The sequence below is a fragment of the Citrobacter tructae genome, assembly GCF_004684345.1.
GTDB classification, from domain to species: domain Bacteria; phylum Pseudomonadota; class Gammaproteobacteria; order Enterobacterales; family Enterobacteriaceae; genus Citrobacter; species Citrobacter tructae.
In genome coordinates this window covers 1,563,190-1,578,899 of sequence record NZ_CP038469.1, presented here as the reverse complement: position 1 = coordinate 1,578,899, position 15,710 = coordinate 1,563,190, and the positions used below count along the sequence as shown (strand labels likewise).

At 52.6% G+C, this 15,710-nt stretch carries 20 protein-coding genes; 10 read left to right on the top strand and 10 right to left on the bottom strand.

Annotation, left to right across the window (positions count from 1 at the left end):
- Nucleotides 1–110: 110 nt before the first annotated feature.
- From E4Z61_RS08445 to mdtH, 7 genes are all read right to left on the bottom strand, one after another.
- Nucleotides 111–224: a YceO family protein gene (locus E4Z61_RS08445; RefSeq protein WP_135322374.1), complete on the bottom strand. Its 114-nt coding sequence runs from the start codon at nt 222–224 to the stop codon at nt 111–113.
- A gap of 51 nt (nt 225–275) precedes the next feature.
- Nucleotides 276–1,394: an N-methyl-L-tryptophan oxidase gene (gene solA, locus E4Z61_RS08440; protein WP_135322373.1), complete on the bottom strand. Its 1,119-nt coding sequence runs from the start codon at nt 1,392–1,394 to the stop codon at nt 276–278.
- Between the two features lie 113 nt (nt 1,395–1,507).
- Nucleotides 1,508–1,762, bottom strand: a complete 255-nt coding sequence (gene bssS / locus E4Z61_RS08435; protein ID WP_135322372.1) for a biofilm formation regulator BssS — start codon at nt 1,760–1,762, stop codon at nt 1,508–1,510.
- 340 nt (nt 1,763–2,102) lie between these two features.
- Entirely contained in the window at nt 2,103–2,348 is a 246-nt protein-coding gene (gene dinI / locus E4Z61_RS08430) for a DNA damage-inducible protein I (RefSeq protein ID WP_135322371.1), read from the bottom strand.
- A gap of 75 nt (nt 2,349–2,423) precedes the next feature.
- A complete protein-coding gene (gene pyrC / locus E4Z61_RS08425) occupies nt 2,424–3,470 on the bottom strand; it encodes a dihydroorotase (protein ID WP_135322370.1) in 1,047 nt (348 codons plus the stop codon).
- Between the two features lie 105 nt (nt 3,471–3,575).
- On the bottom strand, nt 3,576–4,136 hold the full coding sequence (locus tag E4Z61_RS08420) for a lipoprotein (protein WP_135322369.1): 561 nt from the start codon (nt 4,134–4,136) through the stop codon (nt 3,576–3,578).
- Between the two features lie 115 nt (nt 4,137–4,251).
- Nucleotides 4,252–5,460, bottom strand: coding sequence for a multidrug efflux MFS transporter MdtH (gene mdtH / locus E4Z61_RS08415; protein ID WP_135322368.1), 1,209 nt, complete (start codon nt 5,458–5,460; stop codon nt 4,252–4,254).
- A 258-nt stretch (nt 5,461–5,718) separates the two neighbouring features.
- Here mdtH and rimJ point away from each other — a divergent pair, with 258 nt between their 5' ends.
- The 4 genes from rimJ to murJ all read left to right on the top strand — a co-directional run bounded on the left by rimJ (nt 5,719) and on the right by murJ (nt 9,572).
- On the top strand, nt 5,719–6,303 hold the full coding sequence (gene rimJ / locus E4Z61_RS08410; protein WP_115258871.1) for a ribosomal protein S5-alanine N-acetyltransferase: 585 nt from the start codon (nt 5,719–5,721) through the stop codon (nt 6,301–6,303).
- A 35-nt stretch (nt 6,304–6,338) separates the two neighbouring features.
- Nucleotides 6,339–6,989 carry a YceH family protein gene (locus E4Z61_RS08405; RefSeq protein WP_135322367.1) on the top strand — a complete coding sequence of 217 codons (651 nt, stop codon included), beginning with the start codon at nt 6,339–6,341 and terminating at the stop codon, nt 6,987–6,989.
- A gap of 1 nt (nt 6,990) precedes the next feature.
- Complete coding sequence (locus E4Z61_RS08400) at nt 6,991–7,914, top strand: Gfo/Idh/MocA family protein (RefSeq protein WP_135322366.1); 924 nt, start codon at nt 6,991–6,993, stop codon at nt 7,912–7,914.
- 122 nt (nt 7,915–8,036) lie between these two features.
- A complete protein-coding gene (murJ, locus tag E4Z61_RS08395) occupies nt 8,037–9,572 on the top strand; it encodes a murein biosynthesis integral membrane protein MurJ (RefSeq protein ID WP_135322365.1) in 1,536 nt (511 codons plus the stop codon).
- An 85-nt stretch (nt 9,573–9,657) separates the two neighbouring features.
- Here murJ and flgN read toward each other — a convergent pair whose 3' ends face one another.
- The 3 genes from flgN to flgA form a co-directional block, all read right to left on the bottom strand.
- On the bottom strand, nt 9,658–10,080 hold the full coding sequence (flgN, locus tag E4Z61_RS08390; RefSeq protein WP_135322364.1) for a flagella biosynthesis chaperone FlgN: 423 nt from the start codon (nt 10,078–10,080) through the stop codon (nt 9,658–9,660).
- Between the two features lie 3 nt (nt 10,081–10,083).
- Nucleotides 10,084–10,377, bottom strand: coding sequence for a flagellar biosynthesis anti-sigma factor FlgM (flgM, locus tag E4Z61_RS08385; RefSeq protein WP_135322363.1), 294 nt, complete (start codon nt 10,375–10,377; stop codon nt 10,084–10,086).
- Between the two features lie 92 nt (nt 10,378–10,469).
- On the bottom strand, nt 10,470–11,129 hold the full coding sequence (flgA, locus tag E4Z61_RS08380; RefSeq protein WP_135322362.1) for a flagellar basal body P-ring formation chaperone FlgA: 660 nt from the start codon (nt 11,127–11,129) through the stop codon (nt 10,470–10,472).
- 156 nt (nt 11,130–11,285) lie between these two features.
- On the opposite strand from flgA, the gene flgB reads away from it, so the two are divergent.
- The 6 genes from flgB to flgG are packed head-to-tail and all read left to right on the top strand — an operon-like array spanning nt 11,286 to nt 15,675.
- On the top strand, nt 11,286–11,702 hold the full coding sequence (gene flgB / locus E4Z61_RS08375; protein ID WP_135322361.1) for a flagellar basal body rod protein FlgB: 417 nt from the start codon (nt 11,286–11,288) through the stop codon (nt 11,700–11,702).
- Between the two features lie 3 nt (nt 11,703–11,705).
- Complete coding sequence (gene flgC / locus E4Z61_RS08370) at nt 11,706–12,110, top strand: flagellar basal body rod protein FlgC (protein WP_096757562.1); 405 nt, start codon at nt 11,706–11,708, stop codon at nt 12,108–12,110.
- Between the two features lie 11 nt (nt 12,111–12,121).
- A complete protein-coding gene (gene flgD / locus E4Z61_RS08365; protein WP_135322360.1) occupies nt 12,122–12,820 on the top strand; it encodes a flagellar hook assembly protein FlgD in 699 nt (232 codons plus the stop codon).
- Between the two features lie 26 nt (nt 12,821–12,846).
- Nucleotides 12,847–14,103 (top strand): flagellar hook protein FlgE, encoded by a 1,257-nt coding sequence (flgE, locus tag E4Z61_RS08360; protein WP_135322359.1) that lies wholly within the window; start codon nt 12,847–12,849, stop codon nt 14,101–14,103.
- Between the two features lie 20 nt (nt 14,104–14,123).
- A complete protein-coding gene (locus E4Z61_RS08355) occupies nt 14,124–14,879 on the top strand; it encodes a flagellar basal body rod protein FlgF (RefSeq protein WP_135322358.1) in 756 nt (251 codons plus the stop codon).
- A 13-nt stretch (nt 14,880–14,892) separates the two neighbouring features.
- On the top strand, nt 14,893–15,675 hold the full coding sequence (gene flgG, locus E4Z61_RS08350) for a flagellar basal-body rod protein FlgG (protein ID WP_045441663.1): 783 nt from the start codon (nt 14,893–14,895) through the stop codon (nt 15,673–15,675).
- Nucleotides 15,676–15,710: the final 35 nt, after the last annotated feature.

Sequence of the window (15,710 nt, the reverse complement as noted above, 5' to 3'; positions counted from 1 at the left end):
GGATAATGATGCCTGTTTTACTGGTATTGATGGGGTGATGGTTGTTCAATTAATTGCAATGAAAATTAAGGTAATTTCAATTACTGTAAATTATTGTCAGTAAGGTAATATCAGAAAAATATAATATATATCGCGTCCATGATCGCCAGCAGTGACCACAAAATAATGTAGAGCATAAAATGCTCGCGAATATTATTTACCAGATAGTCAACGATGCGGCGCATCAATATTATTCCTTAAATAAAAATGGCCTCAATGACGAGGCCATGCTGTGGTTATTGCTTAAAACGGCTTAGCTTGAACGGCGTCAGGTCAAAGGTTGACGGCTTGTCTCTGGCAAAATCAGCAGCGATTTCCCCCAGCACCGAGGCAAACTTAAAGCCGTGGCCGCTCAGTCCAGTAACGATCAGCGTATTGTCATGCCCTGGCTGCGTATCAATAATAAAATCTTCGTCCGGGGAATTATCGTAGGTGCAGGAGGCTCCGTGCAGACAACATCCCACCCCCGGTAGAACAGAACGCAGGAACGGGAAAGCTTCTGAACCATCGCTAGCGACAGCGGCAAACGCTTTGCGCTCTTCGGGTGAGTGAATAACCTGCCCACCGTTATGTTTACCAATCTTCAGTTCATCGTTCTCTGCCGGGAAACCGTAATACTGATCGCCATTAGGCAATTCGCCAGTGAAGGCCGGGAAGTTGTTTTTAACGCTATAGCGTCCATCGGCCTGATACCATGCGAATACTTTTCGCACCGGCTGTATCGGTAATTCCGGTATTAATGCCTGCACCCAGGTTCCGGCGCTGACCAGCGCTTTTCTCGCATGGTAGTCGCCGTCCGCAGTCTCAACCGTTACGCCATCATCATGATGGTGAATCGCGGTGACCGGGCATTTAAACAGCTGCGCGCAGCCTGCTTCTTCAGCCAGGCGAATCCAGGTCTTAATGGCTAACTCACTGCGTAGAAAACCTGAATCGGCCTCAAACAGACCAATATAGTTTTCCGGGACACGGATTTCTGGCCAGCGTGCCATGATGGCAGCGGCGTCCAGTTGTTCAACGTCGAGCTGCCACTGTTTTGCGCTTTGCGCCACGTTAGATAAGAATGTTGAATCTGCCGGGCCGAGGTTAATCACGCCAGAACGGACAAAAATAGGTTCTTCATTATGTTTGGTGAGTTCATCCCATAATGTCTGTGCACGCAGTACCAACGGAACGTATTTTTCACCTTCACCATAAGCATGACGGATTAAACGTGTATCACCATGGTGGCTGCCCTGTTGATGTGGTGGCATATGTGCATCGATCATCAGTACATTCAGACCGGCGCGTGTGGCATAGTATCCGGCGGCGGCACCTACGGAACCACTGCCAATAATGATTAAGTCGTATTTCATCCGCTTCTCTCTGCAATCGCGATAGTTGCAGGGTAAATAACTGACCCGCATTATTCAACCATGAAATAAGAAAGGCACCGTGAAGGTGCCTTTTGATGGTGGGTGCATCAGATTTAATGACGCTGATACTCATTCGCTGGGAAATCACCTGATTCAATTTTGGCGATTCCGGCTTCTAATATCGAAATAAATTGCCTGGCAACATCAGTGGTTAACCAGAGCGTTTGACCAACTTCAGTCCCGTCCGGGTCCGGACGATTTGGGGTCTGGTAGTGCAAACGCAGCATCAGCGCATCGTAGCTATCAACAGTGCTGATGTCCCATCCTACAAGCGGATGAGTCTGAATGACTTCATTATTCTTTTCCATCATGCCCCCTAATTCGTGTTACTAGACAACGGTTTTCGAGGTTCAATGCGTTTTTTTCTGAAGCAAGTTCAGTATATCAATAAATAAGGGTATTCACTGAAAATTTAAAGAGGGCAGGGCATAATTTTTTTGTTTTAAGTGTTATCTGAATGATAAACCGGCATGTCATTCATATTTTTTTGGCATGTTGTGCAGTTATTTTGTGGTTTTGACTAAAAGATAATCAGTGTGCAAATAAATATTATCTGTGTTGTTAGGGCAGATTGTGCGAAATCGGTAAGGTGTGTGGAAATAAAAAAGCCGGGGCGACCCGGCAAAAAACATCATGGCATATCATTTTTTATTCATTAATGAACCAGTCATCCGCGCTTTCCCATGTCTCTTGAAGGATCTCGCTGATGCGTTCTTTGTCCTCTTTTGTCGCGCCAATAACCGACAGATTGTTTGTACCGGCATAACGGACGGTAACGTTACCTTCGTTATCCGGAAAATGATGGTGAATACGACGGGAGAGTTCGCCTGCCAGCGCGTCAATGGCGCCAGCAGGCAAAGGTGAAGTTTTGGCAATAGTGACTTCAATACGCATAATAGCCCCCTGTTGAATATACTGGTTATTTATACAGTTAACTTAACCCGTTGACAACAGTTGGCTACACTTTTTTTAGCGCTTCACTGACCAGCGTACCGTTTCACCACCGAGGAAAGGTACCAGTGTGTCATCTTCCAGCTCGATGCTTTCCGGTATCTGCTCTTCTTCTTTGACCAGTTCAATAAAGGTGTCGTTAACCGGCAGCCCGTAGAATCTGGGGCCATTGAGCGAGCAGAAGGCTTCAAAATGGGCCAGCGCGTTCATTTCTTCGAAGACGGTTGCATAGCTGCCGAGCGCGGTAGGGGCATTAAAACAACCCGCGCAGCCGCAGCTGGATTCTTTACGATGGCGCGCATGCGGCGCCGAGTCAGTTCCGAGGAATGCGCGGCTGAAACCACTGGCGATCAGTTCGCGCAGCGCCTGTTGGTGGACGTTACGTTTGAGGATGGGCAGGCAATACAGATGAGGACGTATCCCACCGACCAGCATATGGTTGCGGTTAAACATCAAATGCTGTGGGGTAATCGTCGCTGCCAGCAGGTCATTACCGTCACGCACGTATTCGGCGGCGTCTTTGGTGGTGATATGTTCAAACACCACTTTCAACGCGGTCAGACGCTGACGCAATGGTTCCATAACCGTTTCAATAAAGCGTGCTTCGCGATCGAATATATCGATATCCGCGTGCGTGACTTCACCGTGCACCAGTAAGGGCATGCCGAGTTTTTCCATCCGCTCCAGCACCGGCATGATGGCATCTATAGACGTCACGCCATGGGTAGAATTGGTGGTGGCATTGGCCGGGTATAGTTTAGCGGCGGTGAATACACCTTGGTTGAATCCACGTTCCAGCTCGTTGGGATCCAGCGTGTCTGTCAGATAGCAGGTCATTAACGGGGTGAAATCGTGTCCGGCAGGTACGGCGTCCAGAATACGTTGACGGTAAGCGATGGCCGCGTCAACGGTGGTGACGGGCGGTGCCAGGTTTGGCATGACAATCGCACGACCATAAATTTCACTGGTATAGGGCACGACTGTTTTTAACATGTCGCCATCGCGAAAGTGAAGGTGCCAGTCGTCTGGACGGCGGATCTTTAATACCTGGGATGGTGCAGTCATCAATATGCTCCGGCTGAGGATAGTCTTTTTTGCCGGAAACAAAGGATAAGCGGAAACGTTTTCGTTTGCACGAAAAAAAAGGGCGCTGATGCGCCCTCTGGTGTGTTAATCGGTGAACGGGATGATGATTTCCCCTGGTTTCACCTCAATACCTTTCGCCAGTTTTTTCGCCAGCGCCTCGCCTTCACTGCTGTCTTCACGCAGGACGTACGCCGGCTGCTGGTTGAAATAATTCTGCAGCGACTGGTTTAAGTACGGCATCAGGGTTTGCAATATCGACTGCATTTTTTCTGGCGTAACGGTAGCATCAACCACTTCCATTTCTTGCAGATAAATCGCGCCTTTTTCTTTATTGAAGACCGGTAACGCTTTTAACTTCAGCTTCATCGTCGCTTTCTGGCTGCCAAACAGGGAGTTCATATCCAGATTGGCATCCCCTGTCAGCGTCACTTTATTCGGTTCTTCGCGACCGATCTGGCTGGTGAGGTTGCTTAAAACGATGTGGGCTTCAGCCACGCCGGGCAAACCAATATCTTTAGAAAAATTATTATGCTTCGCCAGCGCCTGATTAATTTCTTGCTCGCTTACCGTGTATTGTGTGAGTTGATTACAACCAACCAACAGGCCGCTGACAATCAGAGCAGCAGCAAAAAAAAACTTTTTCATGGGGTTCCTCAACATGATGCTTATGGTGTAATCGTGACACAAAGCAGCATCCAGTACCAGCGCCCCGGACACCAGCAGAAAAAGCTGAAAAGGTGTCCGGGAGCGGGGTTACGCGTCAGGCATCAGGTTCCAGCATGCCGCGTGACGGGCGTTTATGGCTGAACTGCCAGCCCAGCGCCAGGAAGGTAATAAGGCCGATAACGCCCAACATCATCCACGGTAATTCGGGCTGCGACATTGCCTTACCCATATCAAACAGCCAGCCGCCGCCGATGTAGCCTATCGCTCCGCCGATGGCGAGCCCTAGCCGGCTAAAGCCCATATAACTCCCCCGGGCCCGCGCACTTGCCAGCGACGCGCTAAGCGTTTCACGTGCCGGTTCAGCAATAATTGAGCCGATATAGAATGTGCAGATCAGGGTGAATAACTGCTGTAAATTTCCGACCAGACCAATCGGCATCATGCTGATAGACATGATTAATAGACCGGCCATTAAACGGTGTTCGAGGCGAAAACGTTTTTCACTCCAGCGGGCAATCGGGTAGAGCAGCGTTAAAGAGAGGCACGCCTCGATGGCGTACATCCATTTGACGGCAGCGGGAGAACCGGCGATGTCATTGACCATAATCGGCAGCATCAGCATCACCTGGACCGCCAGCATGTAGTAACCTGCAAGCGTCAGTACGTAGGTGACGAATCGTTTGTCACGCATCACGTGACTCATTCCTTCGCGTACCGGAATTTTCACCGTCGACAGCTTCCAGGCAGGAAGCAGCCAGGCGTTAAACGCGGCGCACAGGATGAACAAAATGGCACCGGTGGCGCAGACTAGTCGGAAATCATATTGCAGCAACCAGCTCCCCAGTAACGCGCCAACGACCGCCCCCGCGCTGTCCTGCATCATCAGGATGGAGAAGAAGCGCCCGCGCTTTTCCGGGCGGATCAGTTTGACCACTAGCGCCGAACGGGGAGGGTCGAACAGCGTGCCGCCCAGCCCGGAGAGAAAACAGGAAAACCACAGTAGCCAGGGTTCATGGGCGATCCCCATCGTCGCGAACCCGGCGGCGCGCATCAGCATGCCGGTGACAATCATCGGTTTTGCGCCAAAACGGTCGGCAATGGCCCCGCCAAAAATCCCCAACCCCTGCTGAATAAATTGACGTAACCCGAGTGCGATACCGACCATCACGGCGGCCCAGCCCATTTGATCGACGAAACGAATCGAGATCAGCGGGAATACGACGAAGAAACCCAGCACGACCAGCATATTATCGATGAGCAGGAAGTATTTACCCAGGTTCCTCGCCTGCGAGACTTGCGACATTTCCCCTCCAGGGAAAAACTCGTCACTCTATTTAGAGTTTTAACGGTAAGCCTGTCTATTCTGCGGTGTTGTCAGGCCTTTTCCTACCCTCGGCGGGACAATATTTTTTTATTAAAAGTCCGTCTTGATAGAGAGTTTTCATCAAAATGTGTGAATAATTCAATAAATGGTGTTTTGCTCTTTTCATCGGGCATATTTGTACAGGTATAGTATCGCGAATAGCGTATTGAAGACGTTACGGGAAGGAGTAGGTATAGAATGTTTGGCTATCGCAGTAACGTGCCAAAAGTGCGCTTAACCACGGACCGCCTGGTCGTGCGTTTAGTGCATGAGCGTGATGCCTGGCGTCTGGCAGATTATTACGCAGAAAATCGTCATTTCTTAAAACCCTGGGAACCTATTCGCGATGAAAGCCACTGCTATCCCTCTGGCTGGCAGGCGCGTCTAAGTATGATCACCGAGTTTCATAAACAAGGTTCTGCCTATTATTTTGCGCTGCTGGACCCGGAAGAAAAAGAGATTATCGGCGTCGCAAACTTCTCCAATGTGGTGCGGGGATCTTTCCACGCCTGCTATCTCGGTTATTCCATTGCGCAGAAGTGGCAAGGGCAGGGGTTGATGTATGAAGCCTTAGTCGCGGCTATTCGCTATATGCAGCGCACGCAGCATATTCATCGCATTATGGCGAACTATATGCCGCACAATAAACGTAGTGGCGATTTGCTGGCACGACTCGGATTTGAAAAAGAAGGCTATGCAAAAGACTACCTGCTGATTGATGGGCAGTGGCGCGATCATGTGCTGACGGCGTTAACAACATCAGAATGGACCCCCGGGCGCTAAGCCTCAGCAGTATTGGCTGATTAATGGAGATGACGATGAAATACGAATTAACCCCTACCGAAGCACGCGTGATTGGCTGTTTGTTGGAAAAGCAGGTTACTACCCCAGAACAATATCCGCTTTCCGTCAATGGCGTTGTGACCGCCTGTAATCAAAAAACCAATCGTGAACCGGTGATGAACCTGTCGGAATCGGACGTGCAGGATCAGCTCGATAATCTGGTGAAACGCCATTTTTTACGTACAGTGAGCGGGTTTGGTAATCGCGTCACCAAATACGAGCAGCGCTTCTGCAATTCAGAGTTTGGCAATCTTAAGCTCAGCGCTGGTGAGGTGGCGTTAATCACTACGCTGTTACTGCGCGGTGCGCAGACGCCAGGAGAGCTACGTAGTCGTGCATCCCGCATGTATGAATTCAGCGATATGGCGGAAGTGGAATCGACTCTTGAACAGCTTGCCACCCGTGAAGATGGCCCTTACGTGGTCCGTCTGGCGCGTGAACCGGGTAAACGCGAAAGCCGCTATATGCACCTGTTCTGTGGAGACGTCGATGAGATGGTTGCGACAGCAGCAGACGAACCACAGGTTGTTTCTGGCGATTTGCAGGCACGCGTAGAGGTGCTGGAAAGCGAAGTAGCAGAGTTAAAGCAGCGGCTCGAATCATTGCTGGCGCATCTGGGAGAGTAACGTGAAAAAACTTCGTATCGGTGTCGTTGGCTTGGGCGGTATTGCGCAAAAAGCCTGGCTGCCCGTGCTGGGTATTGCCGCAGACTGGACGTTACAGGGGGCCTGGTCACCTTCGCGTGAAAAAGCAGAGCGTATTTGTGCTACCTGGCGCATGCCGTACGTTGATTCGCTACAGAACCTGGCGGCAACCTGTGATGCCGTTTTCGTACACTCCAGTACCGCGACACACCATGCGGTTGTCAGCGAGTTGCTTCATGCCGGAGTTCACGTTTGCGTGGATAAACCCCTGGCGGAAAATCTGCGCGATGCGGAACAACTGGTGGCGCTGGCAGCGCGAAAAAATCTGACGCTGATGGTCGGATTCAACCGCCGTTTTGCGCCGCTGTATCGGGAGTTAAAATCACAGTTAAGTCAGGCGGCCTCTATCCGCATGGATAAGCATCGTAGCGATAGCGTTGGACCGCACGATTTGCGTTTTACGCTGCTGGATGACTACCTGCACGTGGTGGATACTGCGCTGTGGCTGGCAGGCAGAGAGACGCAGTTAACGAGCGGTACGCTGTTAACCAACGAGTCCGGTGCCATGTTTTATGCAGAACACCATTTCTCCGTCGATCAGTTACAGATAACAACCAGTATGCATCGCCGCGCGGGCAGTCAGCGGGAGAGCGTGCAGGCGGTCACCGACGGCGGGTTAATTGATGTTACGGATATGCGCGAATGGCGTGAGGAGCGCGGACATGGCGTGGTTTTGCAACCGATACCCGGCTGGCAAACCACGCTGGAGCAGCGAGGCTTTGCCGGATGCGCACGCCATTTTATTGAATGCGTGCAAAATCAGACAGTTCCTGAGACGGCGGGTGAGCAGGCGATTATGGCTCAGCGCGTGGTGGATAAGCTGTGGCGGGATGCGATGGCCGAATAACCCCCTGTAACATCTGGCGGTAGTAATTCAGCATAATCCAGGTACTATATGCCCACTCAAAATAACCCCTTATTCTGACAGCGAATGTGGGGTTTTGCCTCAGAGTCTGGAATACAACATAGATGAATTTATTAAAGTCACTGGCAGCCGTCAGCTCGATGACGATGTTTTCACGCGTGCTGGGTTTTGCGCGTGATGCGATCGTCGCCAGAATCTTTGGCGCAGGGATGGCGACAGATGCCTTTTTTGTGGCATTCAAACTTCCTAACCTGCTGCGCCGTATTTTTGCCGAAGGTGCATTTTCTCAGGCGTTTGTGCCTATTCTGGCAGAGTACAAAAGTAAGCAGGGCGAAGATGCCACCCGCGTGTTTGTTTCTTACGTGTCAGGGCTACTGACGCTGGCGCTGGCCTTAGTGACGGTTGCCGGGATGCTCGCCGCGCCGTGGGTGATCATGGTCACCGCGCCAGGATTTGCCGATACCGCCGACAAATTTGCGCTGACCACTCAGCTATTGCAGATAACTTTTCCTTATATCTTGTTGATTTCGCTGGCCTCGCTGGCGGGGGCGATTCTTAACACCTGGAACCGCTTCTCTATTCCAGCGTTTGCGCCGACATTTCTCAACATCAGCATGATCGGTTTTGCGCTGTTTGCCGCACCGTATTTTAACCCGCCGGTGCTGGCGCTGGCGTGGGCGGTTACCGTTGGTGGAGTGCTGCAATTGGTGTACCAACTGCCGCATTTGAAGAAAATCGGTATGCTGGTGCTACCACGCGTGAACTTCCACGATGCCGGCGCGATGCGCGTTGTGAAGCAGATGGGGCCGGCGATCCTCGGTGTTTCTGTCAGCCAGATTTCACTGATCATCAATACCATTTTTGCCTCGTTTCTGGCCTCCGGTTCGGTTTCATGGATGTATTATGCCGACCGCTTGATGGAGTTCCCGTCAGGCGTATTGGGTGTGGCGCTGGGGACTATCCTGCTGCCCTCGCTGTCGAAGAGTTTTTCCAGCGGTAATCATGATGAGTATTGCCGACTGATGGACTGGGGTCTGCGCCTGTGCTTCCTGCTGGCCTTGCCGAGCGCCGTGGCGTTGGGCATTCTGGCAAAACCGCTAACGGTTTCGCTGTTCCAGTACGGTAAGTTTACCGCTTTTGATGCCTCCATGACCCAGCGCGCGCTGGTGGCGTATTCGGTCGGGCTCATTGGCCTGATCGTGGTGAAAGTACTGGCACCCGGTTTTTACTCACGTCAGGATATTAAAACGCCGGTGAAAATTGCCATCGTTACGCTGATTATGACTCAGGTGATGAACCTGGCGTTTATCGGGCCGTTGAAGCATGCCGGTCTGTCGCTGTCGATAGGTCTGGCGGCGTGTCTGAACGCTTCACTGCTGTACTGGCAGTTGCGTAAACAGAAAATTTTCACCCCTCAGCCGGGCTGGGCCTGGTTCCTGACGCGACTGGTGATATCTGTTCTGGTTATGTCAGCGGCCCTGGTGGGAATGCTCTACATCATGCCGGAGTGGTCACAGGGGACGATGCTATGGCGTCTGCTGCGGCTGATGGCGGTGGTGCTGGTCGGGATTACGGCCTACTTTGCCGCACTGGCCGTTCTGGGCTTTAAAGTGAAAGAGTTTGTGCGCCGGACTGCGTAATGATCGGATTGCCGGAAGACGGCGTTGCGACGTTTTTGGCCTACTAAATGTGTAGGCCATAACGCTGCGCGCCATCAGGCAATGATTAAATTGAGAATTTCTTTCCGCCGCGATGGGCTGAGGATGTCTGGCCGTTAGCGCCATACAGCGTCGGTTCCTGGTGCGGCTTCAGCACCTCGAGCGCCTGTTGGTTTCGCTCGATTTGCCCTTCCAACAGCCAACCATTATGTTGGTTGAGATCGCGTAAATGCTGCGTTTTAGTGGTAATCGTCTGCCAGCGTTGGGCAATATCATCATTGGCGCTGCGCGTCGCGTCGTGCTCAAGACGGCGCTGCTGCTCCAGGTAATCCAGGGTCGCCAGCAAAGAACTTTTTTCTTCTGTAATACGCTGTAGCTGGCTACCGCTGATGTGGCCTGCGGACAGTTGCTGTTGCTCAGCATCCATCACAGTTTTCAGGTCATTAAGAACGGTCGTCATCTGATCAAGTATTTCTGACAAACGAGTCATACTTTATTTACTCTGTAAGTAGCTCTGTGCCTCGCGGATCAGCGAGTCGGCAATTTTTCCGGTATCCATTTTCAGCTCACCGTTACGGATCGCGGTTTTCAGTGCTTCGACACGCTCCATATTAATGTCGTTGGTTCCAGGCTGCATCAGTTTGGCCTGCGCGTCGCTCAACATTACGCTGGTGCTGTTCGTCGTTGCTGTTTTTTCCTTGCGCGCTTTCTGTACCATCGTGTCGCTGGTTTCGCGCGACTGGACTGTGCTAACTGGCTTCAATGGTGAGGTACGATCAATGCTCATTTTTTTATCCTCATCGAGGGGTTACGCTATAGCGACCCGCTTTAATCATTGGTTGATTATCTATCGGCATCCGCTAAAAAATCTTTAACCTATTATAGGTTAATAAGAATATTCCCATCAGAATCGACGACACCGCTTACTACCTGGCCGGAAAGCATCCGTACTCTGGCATTTTGGGCAACCGCCGCATTGTTCAGCGCCTTGCCTTCCGCATTCACGCGAAAACCCTCGCCATTGGCAATAACCAGCACGCGCTGACCAGCTTTTATCCGCCATGCCTGACGCAGCATAGTGAGCTGTATCGGTTGACCCAATATCAGATCGCGTAGGCTCACCGCAGCCTGCACCTGGTTTATGTCCAGCACGGTGCGCGGCGGCAGTTGATCCAGTCGACCCCGTTTTAGCATCACGCTGGCTGGATTAAGCGTGCTGCCCCGGGCTATGGGGGCAGCGGCGACAACGTAGTCTCCTGTGGCCTGCACGTTCACCTGCAGGTAACGCTTTTCATTGCCGCATCTGGCCAGCACATTCACATTGCCCCACAACTTCGAACTGCCGGACACGCTTAATGCAGGCTGCTCGCAGCCAGGTAATAAATTAGGTGGTGTACGGATAGTGACGACGACCTCATCGCTAAACCCCGCCAGCCGCTGGGAAAACCATGCCGTCAGTTGCGAATTCAGGTCTTGCGCCAGCGTCAGGGGGCTGAACAGCAGTGCTGCCACGGCTATTCCGCGTTTAAACGTTTGCATCAATACCTCTCTTTTTTCAGGCAGTAGCTGGATTTTACCTGTGTGACGCAGTCATCAACGCAACAAATAGCGACGCATTTTGCGTTTATTCCAGCGATAACGCGCGCGTAATGGGATTTAAGCTGTCGGCTGAATTTTGTCATTTGCGGAGGAGATATGCTCGATAAGCTCGACGCCGCCTTACGTTTTCAACAGGAAGCGCTGAATCTACGCGCTCAACGCCAGGAAGTATTAGCGGCCAATATTGCCAACGCCGACACGCCGGGGTATCAGGCGCGCGACATGGATTTCGCCAGTGAATTGAAAAAAGTCATGGTGCGTGGACGGGAAGAAACCGGCGGTGTTTCGTTGACGTTGACCTCTGCACAACATATTCCGGCCCAGACACTTTCTGCACCCTCGACGGAGCTGCTCTACCGTATTCCAGACCAGCCGTCGCTGGATGGCAACACGGTGGACATGGACCGGGAGCGTACGCAGTTTGCGGATAACAGTCTGAAGTATCAGATGGGGCTCACCGCATTGGGTGGACAAATCAAGGGCATGATGACCGTGCTGCAAGGAGGGAACTAATTCGTGGCGTTGTTAAATATTTTTGATATCGCAGGTTCTGCGCTGACCGCGCAATCCCAGCGCCTGAACGTGGCGGCCAGCAACATGGCGAATGCTGACAGCGTGACAGGACCTGACGGTCAACCGTATCGCGCAAAGCAGGTTGTTTTTCAGGTTAACGCCGCGCCGGGTGCGGCAACCGGTGGTGTAAAAGTCGCTGACGTCATTGAAAGCCAGGCTCCGGATAAGCTGGTTTATGAACCGGGCAACCCGCTGGCTGATGCGAATGGTTACGTAAAAATGCCCAATGTGGACGTGGTTGGGGAGATGGTCAACACCATGTCAGCCTCGCGTAGCTATCAGGCAAACGTCGAAGTGCTCAACACCGTGAAAAGCTTGATGCTTAAAACGCTGACGCTAGGCCAGTAAAGGAGCCGTACATGTCAATTTCGGTAAAAATGAATGACCCGAGTAGTACGGGCGTTAATGCCGCCAGTAATAACAGTTCGCTGACGGGTAGTAACGCCGCCGATCTGCAAAGCAGCTTTCTGACGCTGTTAGTCGCGCAGCTGAAAAATCAGGACCCGACCAATCCCCTGCAAAACAATGAGTTGACCACCCAGTTGGCGCAAATCAGCACCGTGAGTGGGATTGAGAAACTGAATACCACGCTGGGGTCGATCTCCGGGCAGATCGATAACAATCAGTCGCTGCAGGCCAGCACCCTGATTGGTCACGGCGTCATGATCCCGGGTACCACCATCCTGACCGGTAAAGGGACGGAAGAGGGGGCTACTACCACCACGACACCGTTTGGCGTTGAGCTGCAACAGTCTGCCGACAAGGTCACCGCCACCATTACCGATAAAGACGGCAAAGTTGTGCGCACGATTGATATTGGTGAGCTGAAAGCGGGGGTTCATACCTTCACCTGGGACGGCACCATGACGGACGGCACGTCGGCACCGAGCGGTTCATACAACGTGGCGATATCTGCCAGCAATGGTGGCACACAGCTCGTGGCGCAGCCGCTTCAGTTTGCGTTGGTGCAGGGGGTTATTCGTAGCAACGGCGGTAATACGCTGGACCTTGGCACCTATGGAACCACCACCCTCGACGAAGTACGGCAGATCATCTAAGCCTTCACACTTATCAGGAGTAAGTCATGGCCTTTTCTCAAGCGGTCAGCGGTCTGAACGCTGCAGCGACCAACCTCGATGTCATTGGTAACAACATCGCCAACTCCGCGACCTACGGGTTTAAATCTGGTACCGCTTCATTTGCGGATATGTTTGCCGGTTCTAAAGTAGGACTGGGCGTTAAAGTGGCGGGTATTACCCAGGACTTTACCGATGGCACCACCACCAACACCGGGCGTGGCCTGGACGTTGCCATCAGCCAGAACGGTTTCTTCCGTATGGTCGACAGCAATGGTTCTGTTTTCTACAGCCGTAACGGTCAGTTTAAGCTCGATGAAAACCGTAATATCGTCAATATGCAGGGGCTGCAGCTGACGGGCTACCCAGCCACCGGTACGCCGCCGACGATACAGCAGGGCGCGAACCCGACACCGATCACTATCCCAAATACGCTGATGGCGGCCAAAGCCACGACCACCGCGTCTATGCAGATCAACCTGAACTCTACCGATAAAGTCCCAACGAAGACGCCATTTAGCGCAAGTGATGCGGATACCTACAACAAAAAAGGCACCGTTACCGTTTTTGATAGCCAGGGTAATGCCCATGACATGAATATTTTTTATGTCAAAAATGCGCAGAGTAACACCTGGGAAGTTCACACACAGGATGCTTCGACCGGCGACGCTGCAAAATCAGCAGGGTTTATGCGTTTTAACGAAAATGGTGTGTTTTTAGGTATGAGCGCCACGGCCGCCGAGGCGGTACCGACTCCTCCTGCACCAGCATGGCCAACGAATATCGCGATTCAAACCGGTACGATTAATGGCGCAGACACCGCAAATTTCTCTCTGAGTTTCCTGAACTCCATGCAGCAGAACACCGGCGCTAACAACATCGTCGCCACTAACCAGAACGGTTACAAGCCTGGCGATCTGGTGAGCTACCAGATTAACGATGATGGCACCGTGGTCGGTAACTACTCCAACGAACAGAAGCAAATTCTGGGGCAGATCGTGCTGGCAAACTTTGCCAACAACGAAGGTCTGGCTTCTCAGGGTGACAACGTCTGGGCCGCAACTCAGTCCTCTGGCGTCGCACTGCTGGGTACCGCAGGCACGGGTAACTTCGGCACGCTGACTAACGGCGCGCTGGAAGCATCAAACGTGGATTTGAGTAAAGAACTGGTGAACATGATCGTCGCCCAGCGTAACTATCAGTCGAACGCGCAGACCATCAAAACCCAGGATCAGATCCTCAACACGCTGGTCAACCTGCGCTAAGCGCCTGACGGGATGGCTTAATGGATCACGCAATTTATACCGCCATGGGCGCGGCTAGTCAGACGCTGAATCAACAGGCGGTGACGGCCAGCAACCTGGCAAACGCTTCAACGCCGGGCTTCCGGGCGCAGCTCAATGCGCTGCGTGCGGTGCCGGTTGAAGGACTCTCTTTACCAACGCGTACGTTGGTGGTGGCTTCTACGCCAGGGGCGGATATGACGCCGGGCCAGATGGACTACACCTCCCGCCCGTTGGACGTTGCGTTACAGCAGGACGGCTGGCTAGCGGTGCAAACTGCTGACGGTAGCGAAGGGTATACCCGCAATGGTGCTATTCAGGTTAGCCCCACGGGTGAACTGACCATTCAGGGGCATCCGGTGATTGGTGAAGCCGGGCCGATAGCGGTACCGGAAGGTTCAGAAATTACTATCGCCGCCGATGGGACGATTTCTGCGCTGAACCCCGGCGATCCGGCGAACACGGTCGCGCCTGTCGGGCGTCTGAAGCTGGTCAAGGCGACGGGGAGTGAAGTGCTGCGTGGCGATGACGGTATGTTCCGTCTGAGCGCGGCGGCACAGGCGGCCCGTGGTCCGACATTACAGGCCGATCCCAGCATCCGCGTGATGTCGGGGGTGCTGGAAGGCAGTAACGTCAAGCCGGTTGCCGCGATGAGCGACATGATCGCCAGCGCCCGCCGCTTCGAAATGCAGATGAAGATTATCAGTAGCGTGGATGATAACGCGGGTCGCGCCAACCAACTGCTGTCGATGAGTTAACACAGGACATTTTATGATCAGTTCATTATGGATCGCCAAAACCGGCCTGGATGCACAGCAAACCAACATGGATGTGATTGCCAACAACTTGGCAAACGTCAGCACCAATGGTTTCAAGCGTCAGCGTGCGGTATTTGAAGATCTGCTGTACCAGACGATCCGCCAGCCTGGCGCGCAGTCTTCTGAACAGACCGTGCTGCCTTCAGGTCTGCAAATCGGTACCGGTGTGCGCCCGGTGGCGACCGAACGTTTACACAGCCAGGGCAACCTGTCGCAGACTAACAACAGCAAAGATGTGGCGATTAAAGGGCAGGGCTTTTTCCAGGTCATGCTGCCGGATGGGACGTCAGCCTATACGCGTGACGGTTCTTTCCAGGTGGATCAGAACGGTCAACTGGTGACGGCGGGCGGTTTTCAGGTTCAGCCGGCGATCACCATTCCGGCGAATTCGCTCAGCATCACTATTGGGCGTGACGGCATCGTTAGCGTCACCCAGCAGGGACAGGCTGCGCCGGTACAGGTAGGTCAGCTCAACCTGACCACCTTTATGAACGATACCGGCCTGGAAAGCATTGGTGAAAATCTGTACACCGAGACGCAATCCTCAGGTGCGCCAAACGAGAGCACGCCGGGGCTTAACGGCGCGGGTCTGCTGTATCAAGGCTATGTTGAAACCTCTAACGTGAACGTGGCGGAAGAGCTGGTGAATATGATCCAGGTTCAGCGTGCTTACGAAATCAACAGCAAAGCGGTGTCGACCACCGATCAGATGCTGCAAAAACTGACGCAACTCTAACGTGTTTTCCGGTGGGGTGAAAACCTCACCGGCAC